Origin of the sequence: Rhizobium herbae, assembly GCF_017873135.1 — a bacterium.
Lineage (GTDB): Bacteria > Pseudomonadota > Alphaproteobacteria > Rhizobiales > Rhizobiaceae > Pararhizobium > Pararhizobium herbae.
This window is the reverse complement of record NZ_JAGGJV010000003.1, coordinates 1-20,451: the sequence shown is the minus strand read 5'-3', so window position 1 is coordinate 20,451 and position 20,451 is coordinate 1. Positions and strand designations below refer to the sequence as shown.

The window sequence follows — 20,451 nt, the reverse complement described above, 5'->3', positions numbered from 1 at the left end:
ATTGACATAAAGATATCTTTATGTGACTTCTGTTTTTCGTTATATTGTCGTTTTCAGAACGGGAGATTTCCCATGTCCGCCATCGATGCACTCTTCGGCGCCGTTTCCTCCAGGCCGGATGGATCCGAAGTTATGGCCGCGCTGAAAGCGGCGGCCAGCGAGCGCATCCTGATCATGGATGGCGCCATGGGCACGGAGATCCAGCAGCTCGGTCTCGGCGAGGATCACTTCCGCGGCGACCGTTTCGTCGGTTGCGATTGCCATCTGCAGGGCAACAACGACCTTCTGACGCTGACCCAGCCCGGCGCCATCGAGGAGATCCACTACAACTATGCCATCGCCGGCGCCGATATCCTCGAAACCAACACGTTTTCCTCAACGTCCATCGCCCAGGCCGATTACGGCATGGAGGCGATGGTCTATGAATTGAACCGCGACGGCGCGCGCCTGGCGCGGCGGGCCGGATTGCGGGCGCAGCAGGTCGACGGCAAGCGCCGCTTCGTTGCCGGCGCGCTCGGGCCGACCAACCGCACCGCCTCGATCTCGCCCGACGTCAACAATCCCGGCTACCGCGCGGTTTCCTTCGACGACCTGCGCATCGCCTATGGCGAGCAGCTGCGCGGCCTGATCGACGGCGGCGCCGACATCATCCTGATCGAAACGATTTTCGACACCCTGAACGCCAAGGCGGCGATCTTTGCGACCGAGGAAGTGTTCACCGAAAAGGGCATCCGCCTGCCGGTGATGATTTCGGGAACGATCACCGACCTTTCCGGCCGCACGCTCTCCGGCCAGACGCCGACCGCTTTCTGGCATTCGGTGCGCCACGCCGATCCCTTCACCATCGGGCTGAACTGCGCGCTCGGCGCCAACGCCATGCGCGAGCATCTGAGTGAGATCTCCGGCGTCGCCGACACATTCGTCTGCGCCTATCCGAATGCCGGCCTGCCGAACGAGTTCGGCCAGTATGATGAGAGCCCGGAGGAAATGGCCGCCCAGATCGAGGGCTTCGCCCGCGAAGGTCTGGTCAATATCGTCGGCGGCTGCTGCGGTTCGACGCCGGCACATATCCGGGCGATCGCGCAAGCGGTGGCCAAGCACCCGCCGCGCGCCATTCCCGACGTGCCGAGGCTGATGAAACTGTCGGGGCTGGAACCGTTCACGCTGACCAAGGACATTCCCTTCGTCAATGTCGGCGAGCGCACCAACGTCACCGGCTCGGCCAAGTTCCGCAAGCTGATCACGGCGGGCGATTATGCGGCAGCACTTGATGTCGCCCGCGATCAGGTGGCCAACGGCGCCCAGATCATCGACATAAACATGGACGAGGGCCTGATCGATTCGAAGCAGGCAATGGTCGAGTTCCTCAACCTGATCGCCGCCGAGCCGGATATTGCCCGCGTGCCTGTGATGATCGACTCGTCAAAATGGGAGATCATCGAGGCCGGCCTGAAATGCGTGCAGGGCAAGCCGCTGGTCAATTCGATCTCGATGAAGGAAGGCGAGGAGGCCTTTCTGCATCACGCCAGACTCTGCCGCGCCTATGGCGCCGCCGTCGTCGTCATGGCTTTCGATGAAAAGGGGCAGGCGGATACGCAAGCCCGCAAGGTCGAAATCTGCACCCGCGCCTACAGGCTGCTGACGGAGCAGGCGGGTTTTTCGCCGGAAGATATCATCTTCGATCCGAACATCTTCGCTGTGGCGACCGGCATCGAGGAGCACAACAATTACGGCGTCGATTTCATCGAGGCGACCCGCGAGATCATCCAGACCCTGCCGCATGTGCATATTTCCGGCGGCGTCTCCAACCTCTCCTTCTCGTTTCGCGGCAACGAGCCGGTGCGTGAGGCGATGCATGCCGTGTTCCTCTACCACGCCATCCAGGCGGGTATGGACATGGGCATCGTCAATGCCGGACAGCTGGCGGTCTATGAATCCATCGAGCCCGAGCTGAAGGAAGCCTGCGAGGACGTCGTCCTCAACCGCCGGGCCGATTCGACCGAGCGGCTTCTGGAGCTGGCCGAGCGCTTCAAGGGCGTAGCCGGCAAGGAAGCCAAGGAACGGGACCTGAAGTGGCGTGAATGGCCGGTCGAAAAGCGGCTGGAACATGCGCTGGTCAACGGCATCACCGAATTTATCGAGGCCGACACCGAGGAAGCCCGCCAGAACGCCGAGCGGCCGCTGCATGTCATCGAGGGCCCGCTGATGGCCGGCATGAATGTCGTCGGCGATCTCTTTGGCGCGGGCAAGATGTTCCTGCCGCAGGTGGTGAAGTCCGCCCGCGTGATGAAGCAGGCGGTGGCCATTCTCCTGCCTTACATGGAGGCCGAACGGCTGGCCGGCGGCGGGCTTGGCGAACGCAAGAGCGCCGGCAAGGTGCTGATGGCGACGGTCAAGGGCGATGTCCACGATATCGGCAAGAACATTGTCGGCGTGGTGCTGGCCTGCAATGACTACGAGATTATCGATCTCGGCGTCATGGTTCCCGCCGCGAAAATCCTCGAAGTCGCCCGCGAACGCAATGTCGATATCATCGGCCTCTCCGGCCTGATCACGCCGTCACTCGACGAGATGGCGCATGTGGCTGCCGAAATGGAGCGCGAGGGTTTTAATATCCCGTTGTTGATCGGCGGCGCGACGACGAGCCGCGTCCATACCGCGGTCAAGATCCACCCGCGCTACCATCAGGGCCAGGCGATCTACGTCACCGACGCCAGCCGCGCGGTCGGCGTGGTGTCGAGCCTGCTGTCGCCGGAGGCGAAGGACGGCTACATCGAGACGGTGCGGGCCGAATACAGGAAGGTGGCCGATGCGCATGCGCGCAACGAGCTGGAAAAACAGCGCCTGCCGCTGGCAAAAGCCCGCGCCAACGCCCAGAAAGTCGATTGGGACGCCTACCAGCCGAAGACGCCGTCCTTCCTCGGCACCCGCGTTTTCCAGAACTGGGACCTGGGAGAACTGGCCCGCTATATCGACTGGACGCCGTTCTTCCAGACCTGGGAGATGAAGGGCGTCTATCCGAAAATCCTCGACGACGAACGCCAGGGCGAGGCCGCCCGCGCGCTGTTTGCCGACGCACAGGCGATGCTGGCCAAGGTGATCGCCGAGAAATGGTTTGCGCCGAAAGCCGTCGTCGGCTTCTGGCCGGCCGGCGTGGTCGGCGACGATATCCGCCTGTTCACCGACGAAACCCGCGCAACCGAGCGGGCCACCTTCTTCACGCTGCGCCAGCAGATGGCCAAGCGCGACGGTCGGCCGAACGTCGCCCTGTCGGATTTCGTCGCCCCGGTCGATAGCGGCAAACACGACTATCTCGGCGGTTTCGTCGTCACGGCCGGCATCGAGGAAGTGGCGATTGCCGAGCGTTTCGAGCGCGCCAACGACGATTATTCCTCGATCATGGTCAAGGCGCTGGCCGACCGCTTCGCCGAGGCCTTCGCCGAGCGCATGCACGAATATGTCCGCAAGGAACTCTGGGGCTATGCGGCGAACGAGGCCTTCGAGCCGAGCGAACTGGCGGGCGAACCCTATGCCGGCATCCGCCCGGCTCCGGGCTATCCGGCCCAGCCGGACCACACGGAAAAGGCGACGCTGTTCGATCTCCTGAAAGCCGAGGACGAAATCGGCGTGACCCTGACCGAGAGCTTTGCCATGTGGCCGGGCTCGTCGGTCTCCGGCATCTATATCGGCCATCCCGACGCCTATTATTTCGGCGTCGCCAAGGTCGAGCGCGACCAGATCGAGGACTATGCCGCGCGCAAGGACATGCCGGTCGCCGAGGTCGAGCGCTGGCTGGGGCCTATCTTGAACTACGTACCTGCACCGAGGGCGGAAGCGGCGGAGTAGATTTGGCGGCCGTCGGCTGATGTGAAGCGGCGGTTTCGATCAAACCGCCGCCGTTCATCGTCGATGGCTTAGGTCAACTCATTGTCCAGCCACGACCCTGCGAGCCAGCTTGAAAGGGCTCGAAACGACGGAAGCCGCGGCGTCGAAAACGAACGCGCCCGTTTCTGCGGTCGATACTCCCTGGCGCTTGTCGAGTGAGACGAGTTCGGGACCGATCGCGGCGAGGTTGGCGTAGCGGTCGTGACCGAGGCCGTCATCGGCCTTTACGGAGGTGATGTCGATAACCTTGATACCGTACCGGGCGGCGGCGTCCTCGACGATGGGATCATCGACATCCAGACCGCCGGCGCGTTGTCTTTCGCCGCCCAGAAAGCTGGAAACCCTCAATGCCTTGTCGTCCTTCGCCACAAACACTGTCAGCGGCGTCTTCAACGGTCCGATGACGGCAAGCTGCCGGCGGAAAATATCCGCATCGATGTCGGGCGCCGCCAGCATGACGACAAGCTTGTCCAGGACATCGTTACGGCCTTCGAACTTGATCTGTCGCAGCGCCTCCATGATCAGGAAGCATCCCATGCTGTGCCCGAAAAGAATGAGCTTTTTCACTTGCGGCTGGCGCGACATCTCGGTGATGACGGCCACCAGATCGTCCCGGGAATAGAGAGCCGCATCCTTGTCAGCCACGTAGCCTGTGAGCGTCGCTTCCGACGGCCATGAAAAGAGGACCGGCGTGGCGTCGATCTTTGCGTCCGCGGCGATCTGCGCCAGGCGGAACAGACCCTCCTGATAGCTGTAATTATAGCCGTGAACGAACAGACCGACAGCTCCGTCGCGGTCCGGTATCCCAGCCAAAGCCACGAACTTCCGCTTGTCGATAGCGGTCCGCTTCGTGACCACGAAGTCACGTTGCGCGTTCGGTTTGCTGTTCGCCCATTCGATTTTCGACGGCTTGTGCGTGGGCGGAATGGAGATCGTATATTCCTCGAACGCCATCGATGGCGCCCGGCCGCTTGAAAAGCCGTGACCGTCGATATCTTTCGTCCTGTCGGTCGCCGTCAGGAGTGTGATCTGTCTTTCGCCGCCCGCCGCGCTTGCCGGCTGCAAGACGGCATCGGTCGGGCGCGTCGCGCAGGCCGCCAGTTGCGATATGGCTAGGAGTACGATGGCCATCTTGTGCGGGTTGTGACGGGCAGGGCTGGTTTCAGGCAAATAACTCATTGGGACCCGCTGATTTGACGGCGAAGGCGCAAGGGCCTTGGTGACACACTTTCCGTGGCGGCAATAGACCTACCTGCCGGGCGTTTACCTTGAGACGGTCTTACATGTTGGTGTATTGAACCCCCTGTGTTCGGCGGCGCGAGAAGGGTCGATGCCAAGCCGCGATATGGCGAGAAGGAGTGCGACGAATTCATGGCCGAAGACAAACTGGATACGATCGCGCTGCTCAAGGCGATTGCCGCAGATCCCAAGCGAGACAACAGCGCCTATCATCAAGCGATTGCGGAGGCCCGCCAGGCCTTCGAAGACGCCGAGGTTGCGCTCGGCGGCCCGGTCCGGGTGCGAACCAAGACAAAAATGAAGCGCAACGGCGAATATACTGTCAAATGGACATTCCAGCGTCTCTTCTGAAAAGACGTCAGCGGGAGTATCTGATTGCGCGTGCGGTGCTATCACAATGCCGTTACTTCGGTCCGGCAGTGGCACAAATCATTGTTTCAAACGTTTGCTTGTTGAAAGGCAAAATGGTGAATCAAATGAAGATGCTCGCAATCATTGGTCTGTCTCTGGCGACCGCCTTTTCCAGCATAGCGCCGGCGCAGGCTTTTCCATCCATCGAGAGGCCGAAGATTCAGGCTTCGGATGTCCAACAGGTCGAATCATACCGCAGTTCGTGGGGTATCGGCCGATATGGCGGCAATCGCCGTTACATAAGGCGCCACCATCGCGATCGGAGCTACTATCGCAATGATGGCTACTACCGCCATGGCCGGAGCTACTACCGTCACCGCGGCGATAATTTCGGCGCAGCGTTTGGCGGCCTGGCTGCCGGGGCGATCATTGGCGGCATGCTGGCGCAACCCAGATATTCCGGCGAGCGCTATTATCGCGGCAGCTCGCACGCCGATTGGTGCTTCGCGCGCTATCGCTCGTACAGGGCTTACGACAACACGTTCCAGCCGTACAATGGCGGGCGTCGCCAATGTGTCTCGCCGTAATTTGGAGACCGGTTCCTGACGGCACCACATTTTCAATGATTACGGGTGGGTCTGCTGTGATCCACCCGTGGATAGGTCGGTGTTTGTGGCACCCTACCTCTCCCCTTGCCGGAGAGGATACGAAGGTCGTGAGAAGCGTAGCCGATCACTTGGCCGAAGTTGGTGCGGGTTTCCAACGAAAGAGAGGGCGGCGGCGGGATTGAGTGGGAGGGAAGTCCTTGCCCTTTGTCCTACCTCCGCTCTTGCAATTTCTAGCACTTGGCGTTTCGCCAAGATGCTGAAATTGCTTTCTCGCCCGCCAGGGGCGAGATAGACCGACCTAACAAAAATCATCCCCGTTCATCCCCGCCCTTTGGTTCCATGCCATCATGACCTCGTTCCGCCAAGGATACACCGGTTTGCGTTGCCGGCGAGGCGGGGCCGGTGCCCGGACGGTTTGGCGAAACGCGCGCGAAATCCCCGGGGCTGCGTGAAAGGCGGTTCTCCTCCGGTTCGTGAATGAACCGGGCGTGCCGGGTAGCCACACCACGGGCGGGTAACACCGCCGGACGGCTTTGCCGTCCGAGGGTCCAGGGCTAAACCCCGCCTCATTGAAAGGCTCGGCGGATAAGCGGCCGGGCTGGGGCATTGGAGGCTTTTTCCTTCACAAGAGGCAAAAGCGTAGAAGAACCTGAGAAGCGCGGCAAAAGACACTGAAACGGGGCACAGCGTGTGTCACCTATTACTATCTATTGAGGCATACGTTGTGCCCCGGCCACCTGCTCTTTGAAACCCACGGCGAATTTTTCGCGCGTGGCTATAGGCCGTTGAAGCTGCCGCGATCTCCCTCTTCTCCCCATCGGGGAGAAGGTGGCCCGTAGGGCCGGATGAGGGGGGCGAAGCCACCTTGAAGAAGAAACCCCGGACAAACTCAGATTGGGAAAATTGGGAAACCACGTCGATGAAAGGTCTCCTCCTCTATGCCGAACCGCCCCCTCATCCGCCCTTCGGGCACCTTCTCCCCGCCGGGGAGAAGCGGGAAGCCCACCTCCCCCTCGAGGGGAGGGTAAAGAACCCTCCCGGCCCGTGGCCCAGCCTCACCCCTTGATATACCACCCCCACGGCTCGTCGCTGTTGAAACGCGTGATCTGCTTCGTCTCCAAATAGTTCGAAAGCCCCCAGCGCCCCAGTTCGCGGCCGATGCCGGATTGTTTGTAGCCGCCCCAGGGGGCTTCGACGAAGGTCGGCTGCGAGCAGTTGACCCAGACGATGCCGGCGCGAAAAGCCTCCGCCACGCGTTCGGCGCGGATCACGTCCTTCGACATGACGGCGGCGGCCAGGCCGAAGCGGCTGTCATTGGCCATGCGGATCGCATCGTCCTCGTTCTTGAACGGCTTGACGCAGACGACCGGGCCGAAGATCTCCTCCTTCCAGACATAGCTGTCCTCGCTCATATCGGTCAGGACAGTCGGCTCGATGAAATAGCCGCTGTCGAGACCGGCCGGGCGGCTGCCGCCATGGGCGACCGTCGCGCCGTCGATGCGGGCACGTTCGATCGCCGACAGTATCTTGTCGTACTGGCCCTTGGAGACGATCGGGCCCAGCAGCGTGCCCTCATCCATGCCGTTGCCGATCCTGATCCTGGCCGCTTCCTCGCAGAGCCGCGAAACGACGGCGTCGTAGATGCTTGCCTCGACCAGCACGCGCGAGGTCGCCGAACAGACCTGGCCCTGGTTCCAGAAGATGCCGAACATGATCCATTCGACGGCTTTTTCGATGTCGCTGTCGGCGAAGATGACGAAGGGCGATTTGCCGCCGAGTTCGAGGCTGACAGTCTTGATGTCCTGCGCACCGGCCATCATGACTTTCCGTCCGGTGGCGACCGACCCGGTGAAGGCGAGCTTGTCGACCAGCGGATGTTCGGTCAGCGGCTCGCCGGCCTGCATCCCGGTGCCGGTAACGATGTTGAGTACGCCGGCCGGGAGCCCGACTTCCTCGGCAATGACGCCAAGTTCGAGCGCGGTCAGCGGCGTCAATTCTGAGGGCTTTAGCACCATGGTGCAGCCGGCGGCCAAGGCGGGTGCGACCTTCCAGGAAACCATCAGCAGCGGATAGTTCCAGGGCGTGATGGCGCCGACGACGCCGAGCGGTTCACGCACCACCCGCGACGAAAAACGAGGCTCAGTGAGCGGAATGGTTTCTTCCGGATGCTGATCGAGCTCTTCGGCAAGGCCGGCGTAGAAATTGAAGCAGCCGGCGACATCGTCGATGTCCCAGAGCGCTTCGGGCAGGGGCTTGCCGTTGTCGGCGACTTCAAGTTCGGCGAGGAATTGCCGTTTCTCGACGATCTTTGCGGCGATGGCGCGCAGATAGACGGCGCGCTCGCTGCCGGTGAGTTTCGGCCACGGCCCGGAATCGAAGGCGTAGCGGGCGGCCTTGACGGCCTTGTCGATATCGCCGCTGGTACCTGATGGAGCCGTGTGGATGACCTCTTCTGTGGCGGGATCGATGACATCGAACGTGCCGCCCTTTTCCGGCCGCACCCATTCGCCGTCGATATAAAGCCTGTCCTGCATGTCGCCGTCCCTCATTAGATCAGGTCGAGAATTGCCTTGGCAGCCACCGTCACGCCGGCAGCCTTTTTCATGGCAGCGGAATTGGCCGCGAGTTTATCGTTCAGGGCCGGATTGTCGAGAAGCCCGGTGATCGCGGAGACGAGTTCGCCGTCGCTCCACCGATAGCGGTCGAGCTTGCGGCCGACGTTGACCTCTTCCGCGCGGCGGGCATTGTCGTGTCCGTCCCAGCAGAACGGCATGACGAGGGAAGGAACCCCGAAATACAGCGCCTCGCAAAAACTGTTGTTGCCGCCGTGATGGATGAACAGGCTCGACTGCCTGACGACGGAAGGCTGGGGAAACCAGCTTTCGAGGAAGACGTTGTCGGGGATGCGGCTGTACTCGTCGCGCCATGGGCCGACATTGACGATGAAACGGTAGGGCAGGGTCTCGAAAACACCGATCATCCGTTTGATCATCGACACGTCCATGGCCCCAAGGCTGCCGAAGCTCGCCAGTACCAGCGGCGCATCCTGCTGCGAGGCGAAATGTGGCAACGTATAGGGTGCCTCCTGCCGGACGCAGCCGTCGAGATAGACGAATTTTTTTGGATCGAGCGGGTTTTGGCGCTCGAAGCGGACGACGCCGGGCGAGAGGAGCAGATTGAGAAAGGGGGAGTTTTCAAGGAATTCTGTGGGCGGCAGCGGGTTCAGGCCGCATTCGGCCAGAAAGGCGTTCATGCGTTTCTGCGCCGGCGCCACGGCCTTGGCATACGCTCGCGAAAAAGCCGCCCACTCCGGGCCGGGCTTGCCGCCGCACCCCGACAGATAGGGCGGCACCAGCGGATCGGGCAGTTCCGTCTCGGCGCAGGAAACGACCCGGATCCAGGGGACGCCGGCATTGGCGATGGCCGGAAACATCACCACATTGTCGAGCACGATTGCGGCCGGTTTCAACTGTGCCAGAAGCTGGCGAAGCGGCTCTTCCGCCGCGATCGCGGTATCGACGATCGCCTCCCAGGTCGGCGCGACATAGCTTTTCAGCTGCTCCAGCGGCGTTTGCCGAAAGGCGTCCTGATGCCGGTTGATGAAATCGGTCCAATCGGTCTGGCTTTCAGCGCCCGCCGACTGCAGCTGATATTCGGGAAACCCGTATTCGCTGAAGACGCCGCGAAAGCCGGGATGACAGATGAATACCGGCCGCGCGCCCAGCCGGCGCAGTTCCTGGGCGATGCCGACGCAATTGAGCGCCGCCCCGTAGCTGGCTTCCGGAAAAAAGGCGATCACCTTGGGCTGGGTCATGCATGCACCGACTGTCTATCCCACGACCTTGAAGACGGGCGGAACGCCGCGCCCGGCAAGGCGTGGCCGCTGGGAATGGGAAAGCTGGATATGCACGCGCATCAGGTCGGCCGCAAGCTCAAGCTGGCCGCGCTCGATCTGCTCCAGCATCTGGATGTGCTCCATGTTGGATTGCATCAGCCGGAAGGCGTTGACATGCACCGGCGGCTGGTTGGAGCGGCGGCGGCGGTGATGGCTGGAGAGCGCCTCCGACATGAAGGGATTGCCGCAGCTTCTGGCGATCAGCATGTGGAAATCGAAATCGGTGCGCTCGAACAGTTTCTGGTCGAAGCTGCTCTCCGTCATCGAACGCAGGATTTCCATCGATTGTCTGAGCGACGTGATCGCCGCGATGTCGCGGCGGAAGCCGGGCATGGTCAATGCGAGGGGCTCGCAGGAGAGCCGGTATTCGAAACTCTTGGCAACCGCATCGCCGCTGATGGCGAATTGCTTGATCAGCCATTGCTGGCCGGCGGCGCGTTCGGCCAGATTGTCCTCGGCCAGTCGCGTCAACGCATTTTGCACAGCGTTTCGTGATGCCGCGTAACGTCGCTGCAGGCCGGCGACGGTTTGGGAATCGCTGATGCGCCCGGCAGAGACGTCGCGCAGGATGGCATTGTAGAGTTCGGTTTCCTCGGCCGGCTGGGCGGTATCTTCAAGGCCGGGAAAGGAGGCCGGGTCGATGGCGAGCAGATAGCCACCTTCGGCTTCCGTGGTGACGATCGACTTCTCGGCGAGGAACTGCAGCGCCTTGCGGATCGGCGTGCGTGAAACGTTGCAGCGGGAAGCAAGGGCCTGTTCGGGAAGCCGCTCGCCGCGGCTCATACCGCGTTCTGTGGCGATATCCAGTATTCTTTGCGCTAGTTCAACATGGCGATGATTTACTTTTTTCGCCTCCACGGTCATCGCCCTTTGCCCTGTGCCTTCTGCAACAGAACGCATGCTGCCTCTTCCGGAATGGGCGCGCAAGAGGATTTATAAAATTTTGGCCATAGTACGATTTCGTATTGACGTATTTTTTTTATAAATAATACTGCCTGATGAAGCGAGGCGCAGATCGGATAACCGGCGCGCCGCTTCGGGAACAGAGGTTGAACCCTCGGAACAGGCACCGCGCGGAACCGCGAAACCCTCCGGGATGATGGATTTGCGCAAGCGGAGATTGCCCAAGGCACCTTGGTCATCCGGACTGCGCCAGCAACGGGAGATGTCCTTGAAAACATCAGTGAAATTGCGTCTGGTCGGCCTTGCTGCGACAGCCATGGTTCTTTCTGCGGGAACCGTGCTGTCGGCCGATCTGGTGATCTCCAACTGGGCTGGATACATGGCGCCCGATATTGCCGATACCTTCAAGGCGGCGACGGGCCTCACCATCGAGGTGGTCAACCATGCCACCAACGAAGAGATCATGGGCAAGCTGATGGCGGGCCAGGGCAAGGGTTATGACGTCGTGTTCGTCTCCTCTCCCTTTGCGCATATCCTCAACGGCCAGGGTCTGCTCGAACCGCTCGGCGTGGAGAAGGTGCCGAACCTGAAAAACCTCTACCCGCAGGCGACCAAGCTGGCCTTCGATCCGGGCAATACCTATGCGGTACCATATGCCTGGGGCACCACCGGTCTTTGCTATCGCTCGGATCTCGTCGAAGGCACACCGGACAGCTGGTCCTATCTGCTCAATCCGCCGGAAGCCCTGAAGGGCAAGATCACCATGCTCTCGACCGACCGCTGGCTTATGGCTGCGGGCCTGCTCTACAAGGGATACTCGGTCAACGAGAAAGACCCGGCCAAGATCGAAGAGGCGAAGACCGCGCTGATCGAAGCCAAGAAGAGCCTGCTCGCCTATGACGACACGACCTTCTATTCGAAGCTCGTTTCCGGCGAAGCATCTCTGGTGCAGGCCTGGGACGGCTGGTGCAACTACGGCATCGCCGAAAACGACAAGATCAAGTTCGTCGTGCCGAAGGAAGGCTCGGATCTCTGGATCGACACCATGGTCGTCATGAAGAATTCCGAACACAAGGAGGCGGCGCTGAAGTTCCTGGATTATATCCTCGAACCGAAGAACCACGCCTGGGCGGCCTCCAACATCTTCTACGAAGTGCCCAACAAGCCGGCGATGGAAAGCCTCGATCCCGAGCTGATCAAGAAATACCCGACGATGGGCGTCTCGCCGGAGACGCTGGTGAAATACGAGGAACTTCAGGATCTCGGCGAAGCGCAACGCGACTATTCGCGCGCGGTGAGCGAGATCAAGGCTGCCAACTGAGTTGTGTTTTCGTCCCGCGCTTTTGCGGCGACGGCGCCTAAAGGGTGAAGAGGGGGCTGTTTTGATCTTCACCCCAGCCCTCTCCCCGGAAACGGGGAGAGGGCACATATCTAATCCGGAGTCCTTTTCTTGTCATCGCAGACGGCTCGTTCCAATCTCATGGCTCTGCCTGCCGTCGCCTGGCTTGGCCTGTTCATGGTCGTTCCCTGCCTGATCATCCTTGCCTATGCATTCCTGACGCGCGGGCTGTATGGCGGCATCGAATACACGCTGACCGCCGAGAATTTTCAGCGCGTCGTCGATCCGCTTTATGCGAAGATCTTCCTGACGTCCGTGCGCATCGCGGGCTTGGCGACGCTGCTTGCAATCCTGATCGCCTATCCCGCCGCCTACGCCATCTGCCTTGCGCCGAAACGGACGCAACCGCTGCTGCTGTTCTTCGCCGTGCTGCCGTTCTGGAGCAACTACCTGATCCGCACCTATGCCTGGATCGTACTCTTGAATCGCGAAGGGCTGATCAACAACCTGCTGCGCTGGTTCGGCTACGAGGGTGAACCGCTGGCCCTGCTCTATAGCGAAGGCGCCGTTATCACCGGCCTCGTCTACAACTACCTGCCCTTCGTCATCCTCGCCATCTATTCCAGCCTGTCGCGGCTGAACGGCGAGCTGATCGAGGCTTCGCGCGATCTCGGGGCGGGGCGGGTGCGGACATTCTTCCGCGTGACCCTGCCGCTGACCATGCCGGGCGTGGCTGCCGGCGGCGTCTTCGTCTTCGTGCTGTCGATCGGCAATTTCGTCACGCCGGCGCTGCTCGGCGGCGGCCGGTTCCAGATGATCGGCAATCTTGTCTACGACCAGTTCCTGACCGCCAACGACTGGCCGTTCGGCGCGGCCCTCGGCATGGTGTTGATCGCCGTCATGATCGGGCTCCTGCTGTTGCAGGCCCGCGCCTCCTCCCGCTTCAGCGGCGAAACGCAGGGAGCCGCCAATGGCTGATGCGTGGCGCATGAAATTGACCGGACGGACCATCCTCGTTCTTGTCTTCGGCTTTCTCTATCTGCCGATTGCGGTCCTCGTCCTCCTGTCGTTCAACGACAGTGGTCTGCCGACAACGTGGTCGGGCTTTTCGCTGCGCTGGTATGTCTCGCTTGCCGGCAATAGCGATATCCTGCATGCCGCGTGGAATACGCTCGTCGTTGCGATCTTTGCGACGTTGATCGCGACCGTTCTCGGAACGATGCTGGCGATCGGCATGGAAACGCGCAAGCGCAAGAGTACGGCGCTGGAAGCGCTCGCCTTCGCGCCGATGGTCATTCCTGACATCGTGCTGGCGGTGGCTCTGCTCACCCTGTTCTCGCGGCTGAACGTGACCATGGGTCTCTCCACGATCGTCGTCAGCCACGTGATCTTCGATCTCGCCTTCGTGTGCTCGGTGGTGCGGGCTCGGCTGAAGAATTTTGATTTCTCCATCGTCGAAGCCTCTCGCGATCTTGGCGCTTCGTCGTTGACGACCTTCTGGCGGATCACCTTCCCGGTTTTGTTGCCGGCCATCATCGCGGGTGCACTGCTTGCCTTCACGCTGTCGGTCGATGAATTCATCATCGCCTTCTTCACCTCCGGCGCCGGTCGCTCCTCGATCACCCTGCCGATGCAGATCTATTCGATGATCCGTTTCGGCGTCACGCCGGAAATCAACGCGCTCGCCACCATCGTCATGGGCGTCAGCGCCGCCGCCCTGCTCGTTTCGCAATGGCTGAACAAAGAACAGATGACCCGATGAACACTCCTTTGAAAGCCCCGGTTCTGGCGGTCGATCACGTCGTCAAGCGCTTCGGTAAGACGGTTGCCGTCAACGGCCTGTCGCTCGATATCCGCGAGAACGAGTTCTTCGCGCTGCTTGGGCCGTCCGGCTGCGGCAAGACGACATTGTTGCGGATGATCGCGGGTTTCGAAGTGCCGGACGAGGGACGGATCAGGCTTTCGGGCAGCGATATCACCGAGCAGGCGCCGGAAAAGCGTCCGCTCAACCTGATGTTCCAGTCCTATGCCCTGTTTCCGCACATGACGGTCCGGCAGAATCTCGCCTACGGCCTTGAGATGGAACGGCTCGGCAAGCCGGAGATTTCCGCCCGGGTGGAGGAGATGCTGAAGACGACGGATCTGCAGGCGCTGGCCGGGCGCAAGCCGGCCGAATTGTCCGGCGGCCAGAAACAGCGCGTGGCGCTGGCCCGCGCACTGATCAAGCGGCCGAAAGTGCTTCTGCTCGATGAACCGCTGGGCGCGCTCGACAAGAAGCTGCGCGAAAAGATGCAGCTGGAACTGAAGCGGCTGCAGCACGAGGTCGGCATCACCTTCATCATCGTCACCCATGATCAGGAAGAAGCGCTGGTCATGGCCGACCGGGTCGCGGTACTCAAGGATGGCAGCATCCTGCAATGCGGTACGCCGGAAGAGGTTTACGAGCGGCCGGCCAATCGCTTCGTCGCGGGCTTCATCGGCGTGATGAATTTCATCGAGGGGGAGATCGGTGCCGACGCCCTGTTTCGCGCCGGCGGCGAAGCGCTGGCCTGCGATCTCGGCGGGCTGAAACGCGATCAGAAGGCCGTGCTGGCCGTGCGCCCCGAGAACATCGCGTTGAAACCGGCAGGTGCCGGTGTTTCCGGCACGGTCGTCGACGTCGCGTATCATGGTCTCGACCGGCAGATCTACGTCAAGACGGCGCTGTCCACGGTGCCACTTCAGGTTCGTGTGGCAGCGACCGGACCCGGCGCGTCTGCTGCGCAGACCGGGGCGGTGGTGTCGCTCGGGTTTGATGCCGCGACCTGCCGCCTTTTCCAAGATTGAAAGAAAACAAGAGGGAACTCATGTCCAAGACGATTGCATTCTTTCCCGAAGCAGCCTTCGGCCCGGCGCTGAATTCCGTCGGCATTGCCCAGGCCGTCGAGGCGCTTGGCCACAAGGCGGTCTTCCTGTCCGATCCGGGCTTCGTCGATGTCTACAAGGGTTATGGTTTCGAGGCCTATCCGGTGAACCTGTCGGCGCCGATGCCGCCGGAGCAGATGGCGAAGTTCTGGGAGGATTTCATCAACGGCCATATTCCGAATTTCCGCAAAAGCCCCTACGACCAGATCGACAACTATGTGCGCGATTGCTGGGAAGCGATCGTCGACAGCGCCAAGTGGGCGCAGAAGGATCTGCCGGGCGTGCTGGCGCAGATCAAACCGGACCTGATCTGCGTTGATAACGTCATCCTGTTTCCGGCGATCAAGCAGTTCGGCAAGCCCTGGGTGCGCATCATCTCCTGCTCGGAAAACGAGATCGAAGACGAAAAAATCCCGCCGCATCTGTCCGGCTGCCGCCAGGACGATCTTGCCGGCCATGCCGCCTACCGCGAAAAATTCAATGCCGTGATCAAGTCGATCCACGATGATTTCAATGCCTTCCTCGCCTCGACCGGAGAGGAGGCCTATCCGATCGGCCAGTTCTTCGAGGCATCGCCGTTCATGAACCTGCTGCTTTATCCGGAGGCGGTGAAGTTCGATCGCGAGCATCCGTTGCCGCCTTCGCAGTTCCAGTATCTAGAAGGCTGCGTGCGCAAGGAAAAGCCCTACGACGTTCCGGTCTTCGCCGAGAATAACGACAAGCCTCTTCTCTATATATCCTTCGGCAGTCTTGGTGCCGGCGATACAGACCTGTTGAAACGGCTGATCACCGCAATTGGAAAGCTGCCCTATCGGGCGCTCGTCAATGTCGGCGACTATAAGGAGCAGTATATCGATCTGCCCGGCAATATCATTGTCGAAAGCTGGTTCCCGCAACCTTCCGTCATTCCGCAGATCGATGCGGCCATCCATCACGGTGGCAACAACTCGTTCACCGAGTGCCTCTATTTCGGCAAGCCGGCGATCATCATGCCCTATGTCTGGGACGGCCATGACAATGCGACGCGGGTCGACGAGACCGGCCACGGCTTCAAGATGCCGCGCTACGACTGGACGGATGCGGACCTGGCCGCAAAGCTCGATGCCTGTGTCAGCGACCCGAAGATGAAGGCCAAGCTTGCCGCCACCAGTGCCCATATGCAGTCGCAAAACGGTCCGCAGAAGGCGGCGGCAATCCTCGACCAGCTGGCAACGACGGGGAAATTCGATGGGTAAAACAGGACAAATCCTGACGGTGCGTGGGTACCCCGCTCTGTCAGCTTTGCTGACATCTCCCCCACAAGGGGGGAGATTATTCTTTTCCCTTATCGACCTCGAGGCTCATGGTGATCTCCCCCCTTGTGGGGGAGATGTCGGCGTCGCCGACAGAGGGGGGTATCTTCATGGGTGAGCCGAAACCCTCCTCCGCACCGCGTATCTACAGCGCCACCACATATGACGACCTCGTCGATTGGGGCCTGCAGCCCGACAGCGTCGAGGGTCAGTCGAAATCGACCGGCCGCCTGGTGCACAAGGGGCCGAACAACCAGCCGGAATCCGGCATCTGGGTCTGCACGCCCGGCCGCTGGCGGCTGTCGATCCCGCGCGACGAGTTCTGCCATTTCGTCGCCGGCCGCGCGGTCTATCGCTCGGACGAGGGCGAGGTGATCGAGGTCGAGGCGGGCACGGTCGTGATGTTCCCCGGCGGCTGGACCGGCGAGTGCCACGTGATCGAGACCATGCGCAATATCTACATGCTGGCCTGAAGGGCCGAACTTGAAATTACTGCCGCAGTCTTCTGCTCTTTCTTGAGAACGCGGACGCTGCTGGAAGAAAAAACGAAAGGAAACATCCGATGACATCAACGCCACTGATGCGCAAGCCGCTCGACCAAACCGACCTCAAGGACTGGGGCATTATCCCGACCATGATCGAGGGCGAAAGCCGCACGACCGGCAAGCTGATCCACAAGGGTCCGAATGGGGAATCCGAATGCGGGTTGTGGATCTGCACGCCCGGCAAATGGGATTGCCATGTGACCCGCGACGAATTCTGCCACTTCCTCGAAGGCCGCTGCACCTATGTGCACGAGAGTGGCGAGGTGATCGAGATCGTGCCGGATACGGCGGCCTTCTTTCCGCAGGACTGGAAGGGTGTGTGCACCGTGCATGAGACAATCAAGAAGGTTTACATGATCCGTTGAGCTTGGGGTGGGAGGGCTTTCTTGCTCTGTTCGAGCAAGTGGCGAAGGCCCCCTCATCCGCCCTTCGGGCACCTTCTCCCCGCTGGGGAGAAGAGGTTCGCGGCGACCTCTGTACCCCCCCCTCCCCAGCGGGGAGAGGGCAGGGTGAGGGGGCTTCGCCTCTCGACATAGAGCGACAAGGAAAAACCGATGTTCAATCCAGCCGAGCCCGTCTTCTACCGGCACCCGGTCTATGTTCCAGCCAAGGGTGAACGCCATTCGGTGATCAACCCAGCCACGTTCGGAAAAGAAGGTACGTTTGCGGGAACGACATCTGCAGAGCTGGATTCCGTGCTTCTGACCGCCAAGTCGGCGCAATCCGTATGGAAGCGCCTTGACGCCAAGAGCCGGGCTACGATCCTGCACAAAATTGCCAACAGAATTGAAGCGACCGACATGCGCGTCTGCGCCGAACTGATGTCGCGCGAGATGGGCAAACCCTATCCGGAAGCGATCGGCGAGGTCGCCAATTGCGCCGGTGCCTTCCGCTATTTCGCGGAGATGGCTCGCGACGAGGCCGGCAAGGTGGCCGGCACGACGCAGGCCGGGTCGTTCCAGTATGCCCGTTACGAGGCGCTCGGCACCAGCGTCCACATCATGCCGTTCAATTTTCCGATCCTGTTGATGTGCTGGACGGTCGCGGCCTCGCTCGCGTCGGGCAATGCCTGCATCATCAAGCCGGCCTTGGCGACGACGCTCTGCACGCTCGAATTCATGCAGGTGTTCGAGGCTTTGCCCGAGGGCCTGATCGCCTGCGTGCCGGGCGGTGCCGAGGTCGCACAATACCTGATTGCTTCTCCGCTGACGCATGCCGTCGCCTTCACCGGTTCGGTTGCCGCCGGGAAAGCCGTTGCCGCGGCGGCTGCCGGCCAGATGAAGCCGGCCGTGATCGAGGCCGGAGGCAGCGATCCGATGATCATCACCGCGCATGCGCCGCTCGATGTCGCCGCCGCCGGTGCGGTCACCGCCGCCTTCCACCTCTCCGGCCAGGTCTGCACCTCGGCCGAACGCTTCTTCGTGGTCGATAGCGTCCATGACGCCTTCATCGCGAAGTTTGCAGCCGAGACGAAACGGCTGCGCGTCGGCAACGGCCTGACCAAGGCCGAGATCGGCCCGCTGGTCAGTGAGGCAGCGCGCGAAAAAGTGATCCGGCTGGTCGAGGATGCCAAAGCCAAGGGCGCAACGGTTGTCCTCGGCGGCAGGATTCCCGACAGCGAGCCTGTCGGCTGGTTCTATGAGCCGACGATTCTCACCGGCTGCACGCCCGACATGGCGATCCTGCAGGAGGAATGTTTCGGTCCGGTCGCCGCCGTCGCCCGCGTCGCGGATTTTAACGAGGCGATCGAACGGGCCAACGACAGTCCCTTCGGCCTTGGCGCCTCGGTCTTCACCACCAGCCTGGAGGAGGCGATGGAGGCGGCCGAGCGGCTGGAGGCCGGCATGGTCTGGGTCAACAATCCGATGATCGACAATGATGCGTTGCCCTTCGGCGGCTGGAAAGCGTCCGGCATGGGCCGCGAACTTGGCCGCCAGGGTCTCGATGCCTTCCGCCGGTCGAAAATGGTGATCATCGACCACAAGCCGGTCATCCACGAGTGGTGGTACCCCTATCCCGACAGCTGGTTCTACGAGGAGGGCGGGCGCAAGCACGTCTGATTTCCTCTTCTCCCCAACGGGGAGACGGTGGCGCGAAGCGCCGGATGAGGGGGAGCACAACTCTCCGAAAACACGATGCCCGCCGGGCAAGAATTCGAAAAAGGACGCCTAGCTCATGAAAATCTCCATTCTCGGTGGCGCCGGCCTGATGGGCGCCGGTATCGTCCGCGACCTCGTCTCCGATCGTGCCATCGTCGACATTGCCTCGATCCGCATCTGCGACACCTCGCGCGAGCGCATGGAAAGCCTGGCGGCAGACCTCGGCGATCCGCGGCTGGAGCTGTTCGATCTCGATGTCACCGATCCCGCCCGGCTGGCTGAAGCGATCGAGGGGGCTGACCTCTGCATCAACTGCGTTCCGACCCTGCTCGGTTTCCAGATGACCATCTTCGAGGCGGCGCTTACGGCAAAGGTCGCCTATATGGATCTCGGCGGCCTCGGTACCTTCACGGTCAAGCAGATCGCCGAACACGACCGCTTCAAGGCGGCGGGCGTTACGGCTGTCGTCGGCGTCGGCGCCGATCCCGGCATGTCCAACGTCATCTGCCGGGCGGTGGCCGACGAGCTTGATACGATCGAGAAAATCAACCTCTACTGGGCGGCCGAACTGACGGGTGACGAGAACCCGATCCTGATGCCGCCCTACAGCGTCTCGACGGTCCTGGCCGAATATGCCCATCCGAGCACCCAGTTCTTCGATGGCAAGCATATCGAATGCGCGCCGATGACGGGCAGGGAGGTGATCGATTTGCCACAGCCCTGGGGGCGCTGCGAATTCATGTATTCGCCGCATTCCGAACAGCTGACCGTGCCGCTCGCCGACGGCATCCGCGACAAGGGGATCCGCGAGTTCACCTGGAAGCTGCACCTGCCGCATCGCGAGCACGAGGCCTGGGTCGGCCTGGTGAAGGCCGGCTTTGGCGATTTCAACGATCCGGTCGAGGTCGGCGGCGTCTCGGTGAAGCCGCTGGATGTGCTCAACGCGGTGATCCAGCGCAACATCGCCCGCAATCCGCACCGCATTCCGCAGCAGGAGAGTTCCGAGATCCACTTTGCCATCGGCCGGGGCATGAAAGACGGCAAGCCGGTCGAGGTCCGCTATGAGGTGATCGTCACGCCGGACGAGATGTATGCTCCCTATGTCGATGCCGGCACGTCGATGAGCGCATCGATCGCCGCCCAGCTGGTTTTGAAGAACCCGAAACGTCCCGGCGTCTGGGCGCCGGAGGAATATTTCACGGCTGCCGATTTCTTCCCCGAGCTGGAGAAGCGCAAGTTCAAGGTGAGCCGCAGCGTGAAGGCGCTTTAGGCGCCTTCATCGATGCAAGCAGCGCTTTCCCGATTTTGACCATTTGGACAAGGAATTGTCGGTTGGGTTGTTTGAATGTTGGTCGGATTCGGGGTGTTTTTGGTTGTTTGTGGAAATAGTT

At 61.4% G+C, this 20,451-nt stretch carries 16 protein-coding genes; 12 read left to right on the top strand and 4 right to left on the bottom strand.

Annotation, left to right across the window (positions count from 1 at the left end; translation table 11 throughout):
• Positions 1 to 72 precede the first annotated feature (72 nt).
• Positions 73 to 3,846: a methionine synthase gene (gene metH, locus J2Z75_RS08925; RefSeq protein ID WP_209850762.1), complete on the top strand. Its 3,774-nt coding sequence runs from the start codon at positions 73 to 75 to the stop codon at positions 3,844 to 3,846.
• Positions 3,847 to 3,924: 78 nt separating this feature from the next.
• On the opposite strand, the gene J2Z75_RS08920 is transcribed toward metH, so the two are convergent.
• Entirely contained in the window at positions 3,925 to 5,064 is a 1,140-nt protein-coding gene (locus tag J2Z75_RS08920) for an alpha/beta hydrolase (RefSeq protein WP_209850759.1), read from the bottom strand.
• A 192-nt stretch (positions 5,065 to 5,256) separates the two neighbouring features.
• On the opposite strand from J2Z75_RS08920, the gene J2Z75_RS08915 reads away from it, so the two are divergent.
• Positions 5,257 to 5,475, top strand: coding sequence for a hypothetical protein (locus tag J2Z75_RS08915; RefSeq protein WP_209850755.1), 219 nt, complete (start codon positions 5,257 to 5,259; stop codon positions 5,473 to 5,475).
• 125 nt (positions 5,476 to 5,600) lie between these two features.
• Positions 5,601 to 6,062 carry a BA14K family protein gene (locus J2Z75_RS08910; protein WP_209850752.1) on the top strand — a complete coding sequence of 154 codons (462 nt, stop codon included), beginning with the start codon at positions 5,601 to 5,603 and terminating at the stop codon, positions 6,060 to 6,062.
• Positions 6,063 to 7,138: 1,076 nt separating this feature from the next.
• Here J2Z75_RS08910 and J2Z75_RS08905 read toward each other — a convergent pair.
• From J2Z75_RS08905 to J2Z75_RS08895, 3 genes are read right to left on the bottom strand one after another with little or no spacing between them, the layout of a single operon-like run.
• The gene (locus J2Z75_RS08905) at positions 7,139 to 8,617 is read right to left on the bottom strand and encodes an aldehyde dehydrogenase family protein (protein WP_209850749.1); all 1,479 of its coding nucleotides are present in this window, start codon (positions 8,615 to 8,617) and stop codon (positions 7,139 to 7,141) included.
• Positions 8,618 to 8,631: 14 nt separating this feature from the next.
• Complete coding sequence (locus J2Z75_RS08900; protein ID WP_209850746.1) at positions 8,632 to 9,897, bottom strand: glycosyltransferase; 1,266 nt, start codon at positions 9,895 to 9,897, stop codon at positions 8,632 to 8,634.
• Positions 9,898 to 9,912: 15 nt separating this feature from the next.
• Positions 9,913 to 10,878 carry a GntR family transcriptional regulator gene (locus J2Z75_RS08895; protein ID WP_209850743.1) on the bottom strand — a complete coding sequence of 322 codons (966 nt, stop codon included), beginning with the start codon at positions 10,876 to 10,878 and terminating at the stop codon, positions 9,913 to 9,915.
• A 265-nt stretch (positions 10,879 to 11,143) separates the two neighbouring features.
• On the opposite strand from J2Z75_RS08895, the gene J2Z75_RS08890 reads away from it, so the two are divergent.
• The 9 genes from J2Z75_RS08890 (at position 11,144) to J2Z75_RS08850 (ending at position 20,330) form a co-directional block, all read left to right on the top strand.
• Positions 11,144 to 12,202: a polyamine ABC transporter substrate-binding protein gene (locus tag J2Z75_RS08890; protein WP_209850740.1), complete on the top strand. Its 1,059-nt coding sequence runs from the start codon at positions 11,144 to 11,146 to the stop codon at positions 12,200 to 12,202.
• A gap of 159 nt (positions 12,203 to 12,361) precedes the next feature.
• Positions 12,362 to 13,198, top strand: coding sequence for an ABC transporter permease (locus J2Z75_RS08885; protein ID WP_209852147.1), 837 nt, complete (start codon positions 12,362 to 12,364; stop codon positions 13,196 to 13,198).
• Positions 13,191 to 13,982 carry an ABC transporter permease gene (locus tag J2Z75_RS08880; protein WP_209850737.1) on the top strand — a complete coding sequence of 264 codons (792 nt, stop codon included), beginning with the start codon at positions 13,191 to 13,193 and terminating at the stop codon, positions 13,980 to 13,982. Before J2Z75_RS08885 ends, J2Z75_RS08880 begins: the two co-directional genes overlap by 8 nt.
• Complete coding sequence (locus J2Z75_RS08875; RefSeq protein WP_209850735.1) at positions 13,979 to 15,046, top strand: ABC transporter ATP-binding protein; 1,068 nt, start codon at positions 13,979 to 13,981, stop codon at positions 15,044 to 15,046. Before J2Z75_RS08880 ends, J2Z75_RS08875 begins: the two co-directional genes overlap by 4 nt.
• Positions 15,047 to 15,066: 20 nt before the next feature.
• Complete coding sequence (locus J2Z75_RS08870) at positions 15,067 to 16,359, top strand: glycosyltransferase (RefSeq protein ID WP_209850732.1); 1,293 nt, start codon at positions 15,067 to 15,069, stop codon at positions 16,357 to 16,359.
• A 167-nt stretch (positions 16,360 to 16,526) separates the two neighbouring features.
• Positions 16,527 to 16,889, top strand: a complete 363-nt coding sequence (locus J2Z75_RS08865; protein WP_209850729.1) for a cupin domain-containing protein — start codon at positions 16,527 to 16,529, stop codon at positions 16,887 to 16,889.
• 89 nt (positions 16,890 to 16,978) lie between these two features.
• Positions 16,979 to 17,326: a cupin domain-containing protein gene (locus J2Z75_RS08860; protein ID WP_209850725.1), complete on the top strand. Its 348-nt coding sequence runs from the start codon at positions 16,979 to 16,981 to the stop codon at positions 17,324 to 17,326.
• 189 nt (positions 17,327 to 17,515) lie between these two features.
• Positions 17,516 to 19,021: an aldehyde dehydrogenase family protein gene (locus J2Z75_RS08855; protein ID WP_209850722.1), complete on the top strand. Its 1,506-nt coding sequence runs from the start codon at positions 17,516 to 17,518 to the stop codon at positions 19,019 to 19,021.
• Positions 19,022 to 19,136: 115 nt separating this feature from the next.
• Positions 19,137 to 20,330, top strand: a complete 1,194-nt coding sequence (locus tag J2Z75_RS08850; RefSeq protein ID WP_209850719.1) for a saccharopine dehydrogenase family protein — start codon at positions 19,137 to 19,139, stop codon at positions 20,328 to 20,330.
• Positions 20,331 to 20,451: the final 121 nt, after the last annotated feature.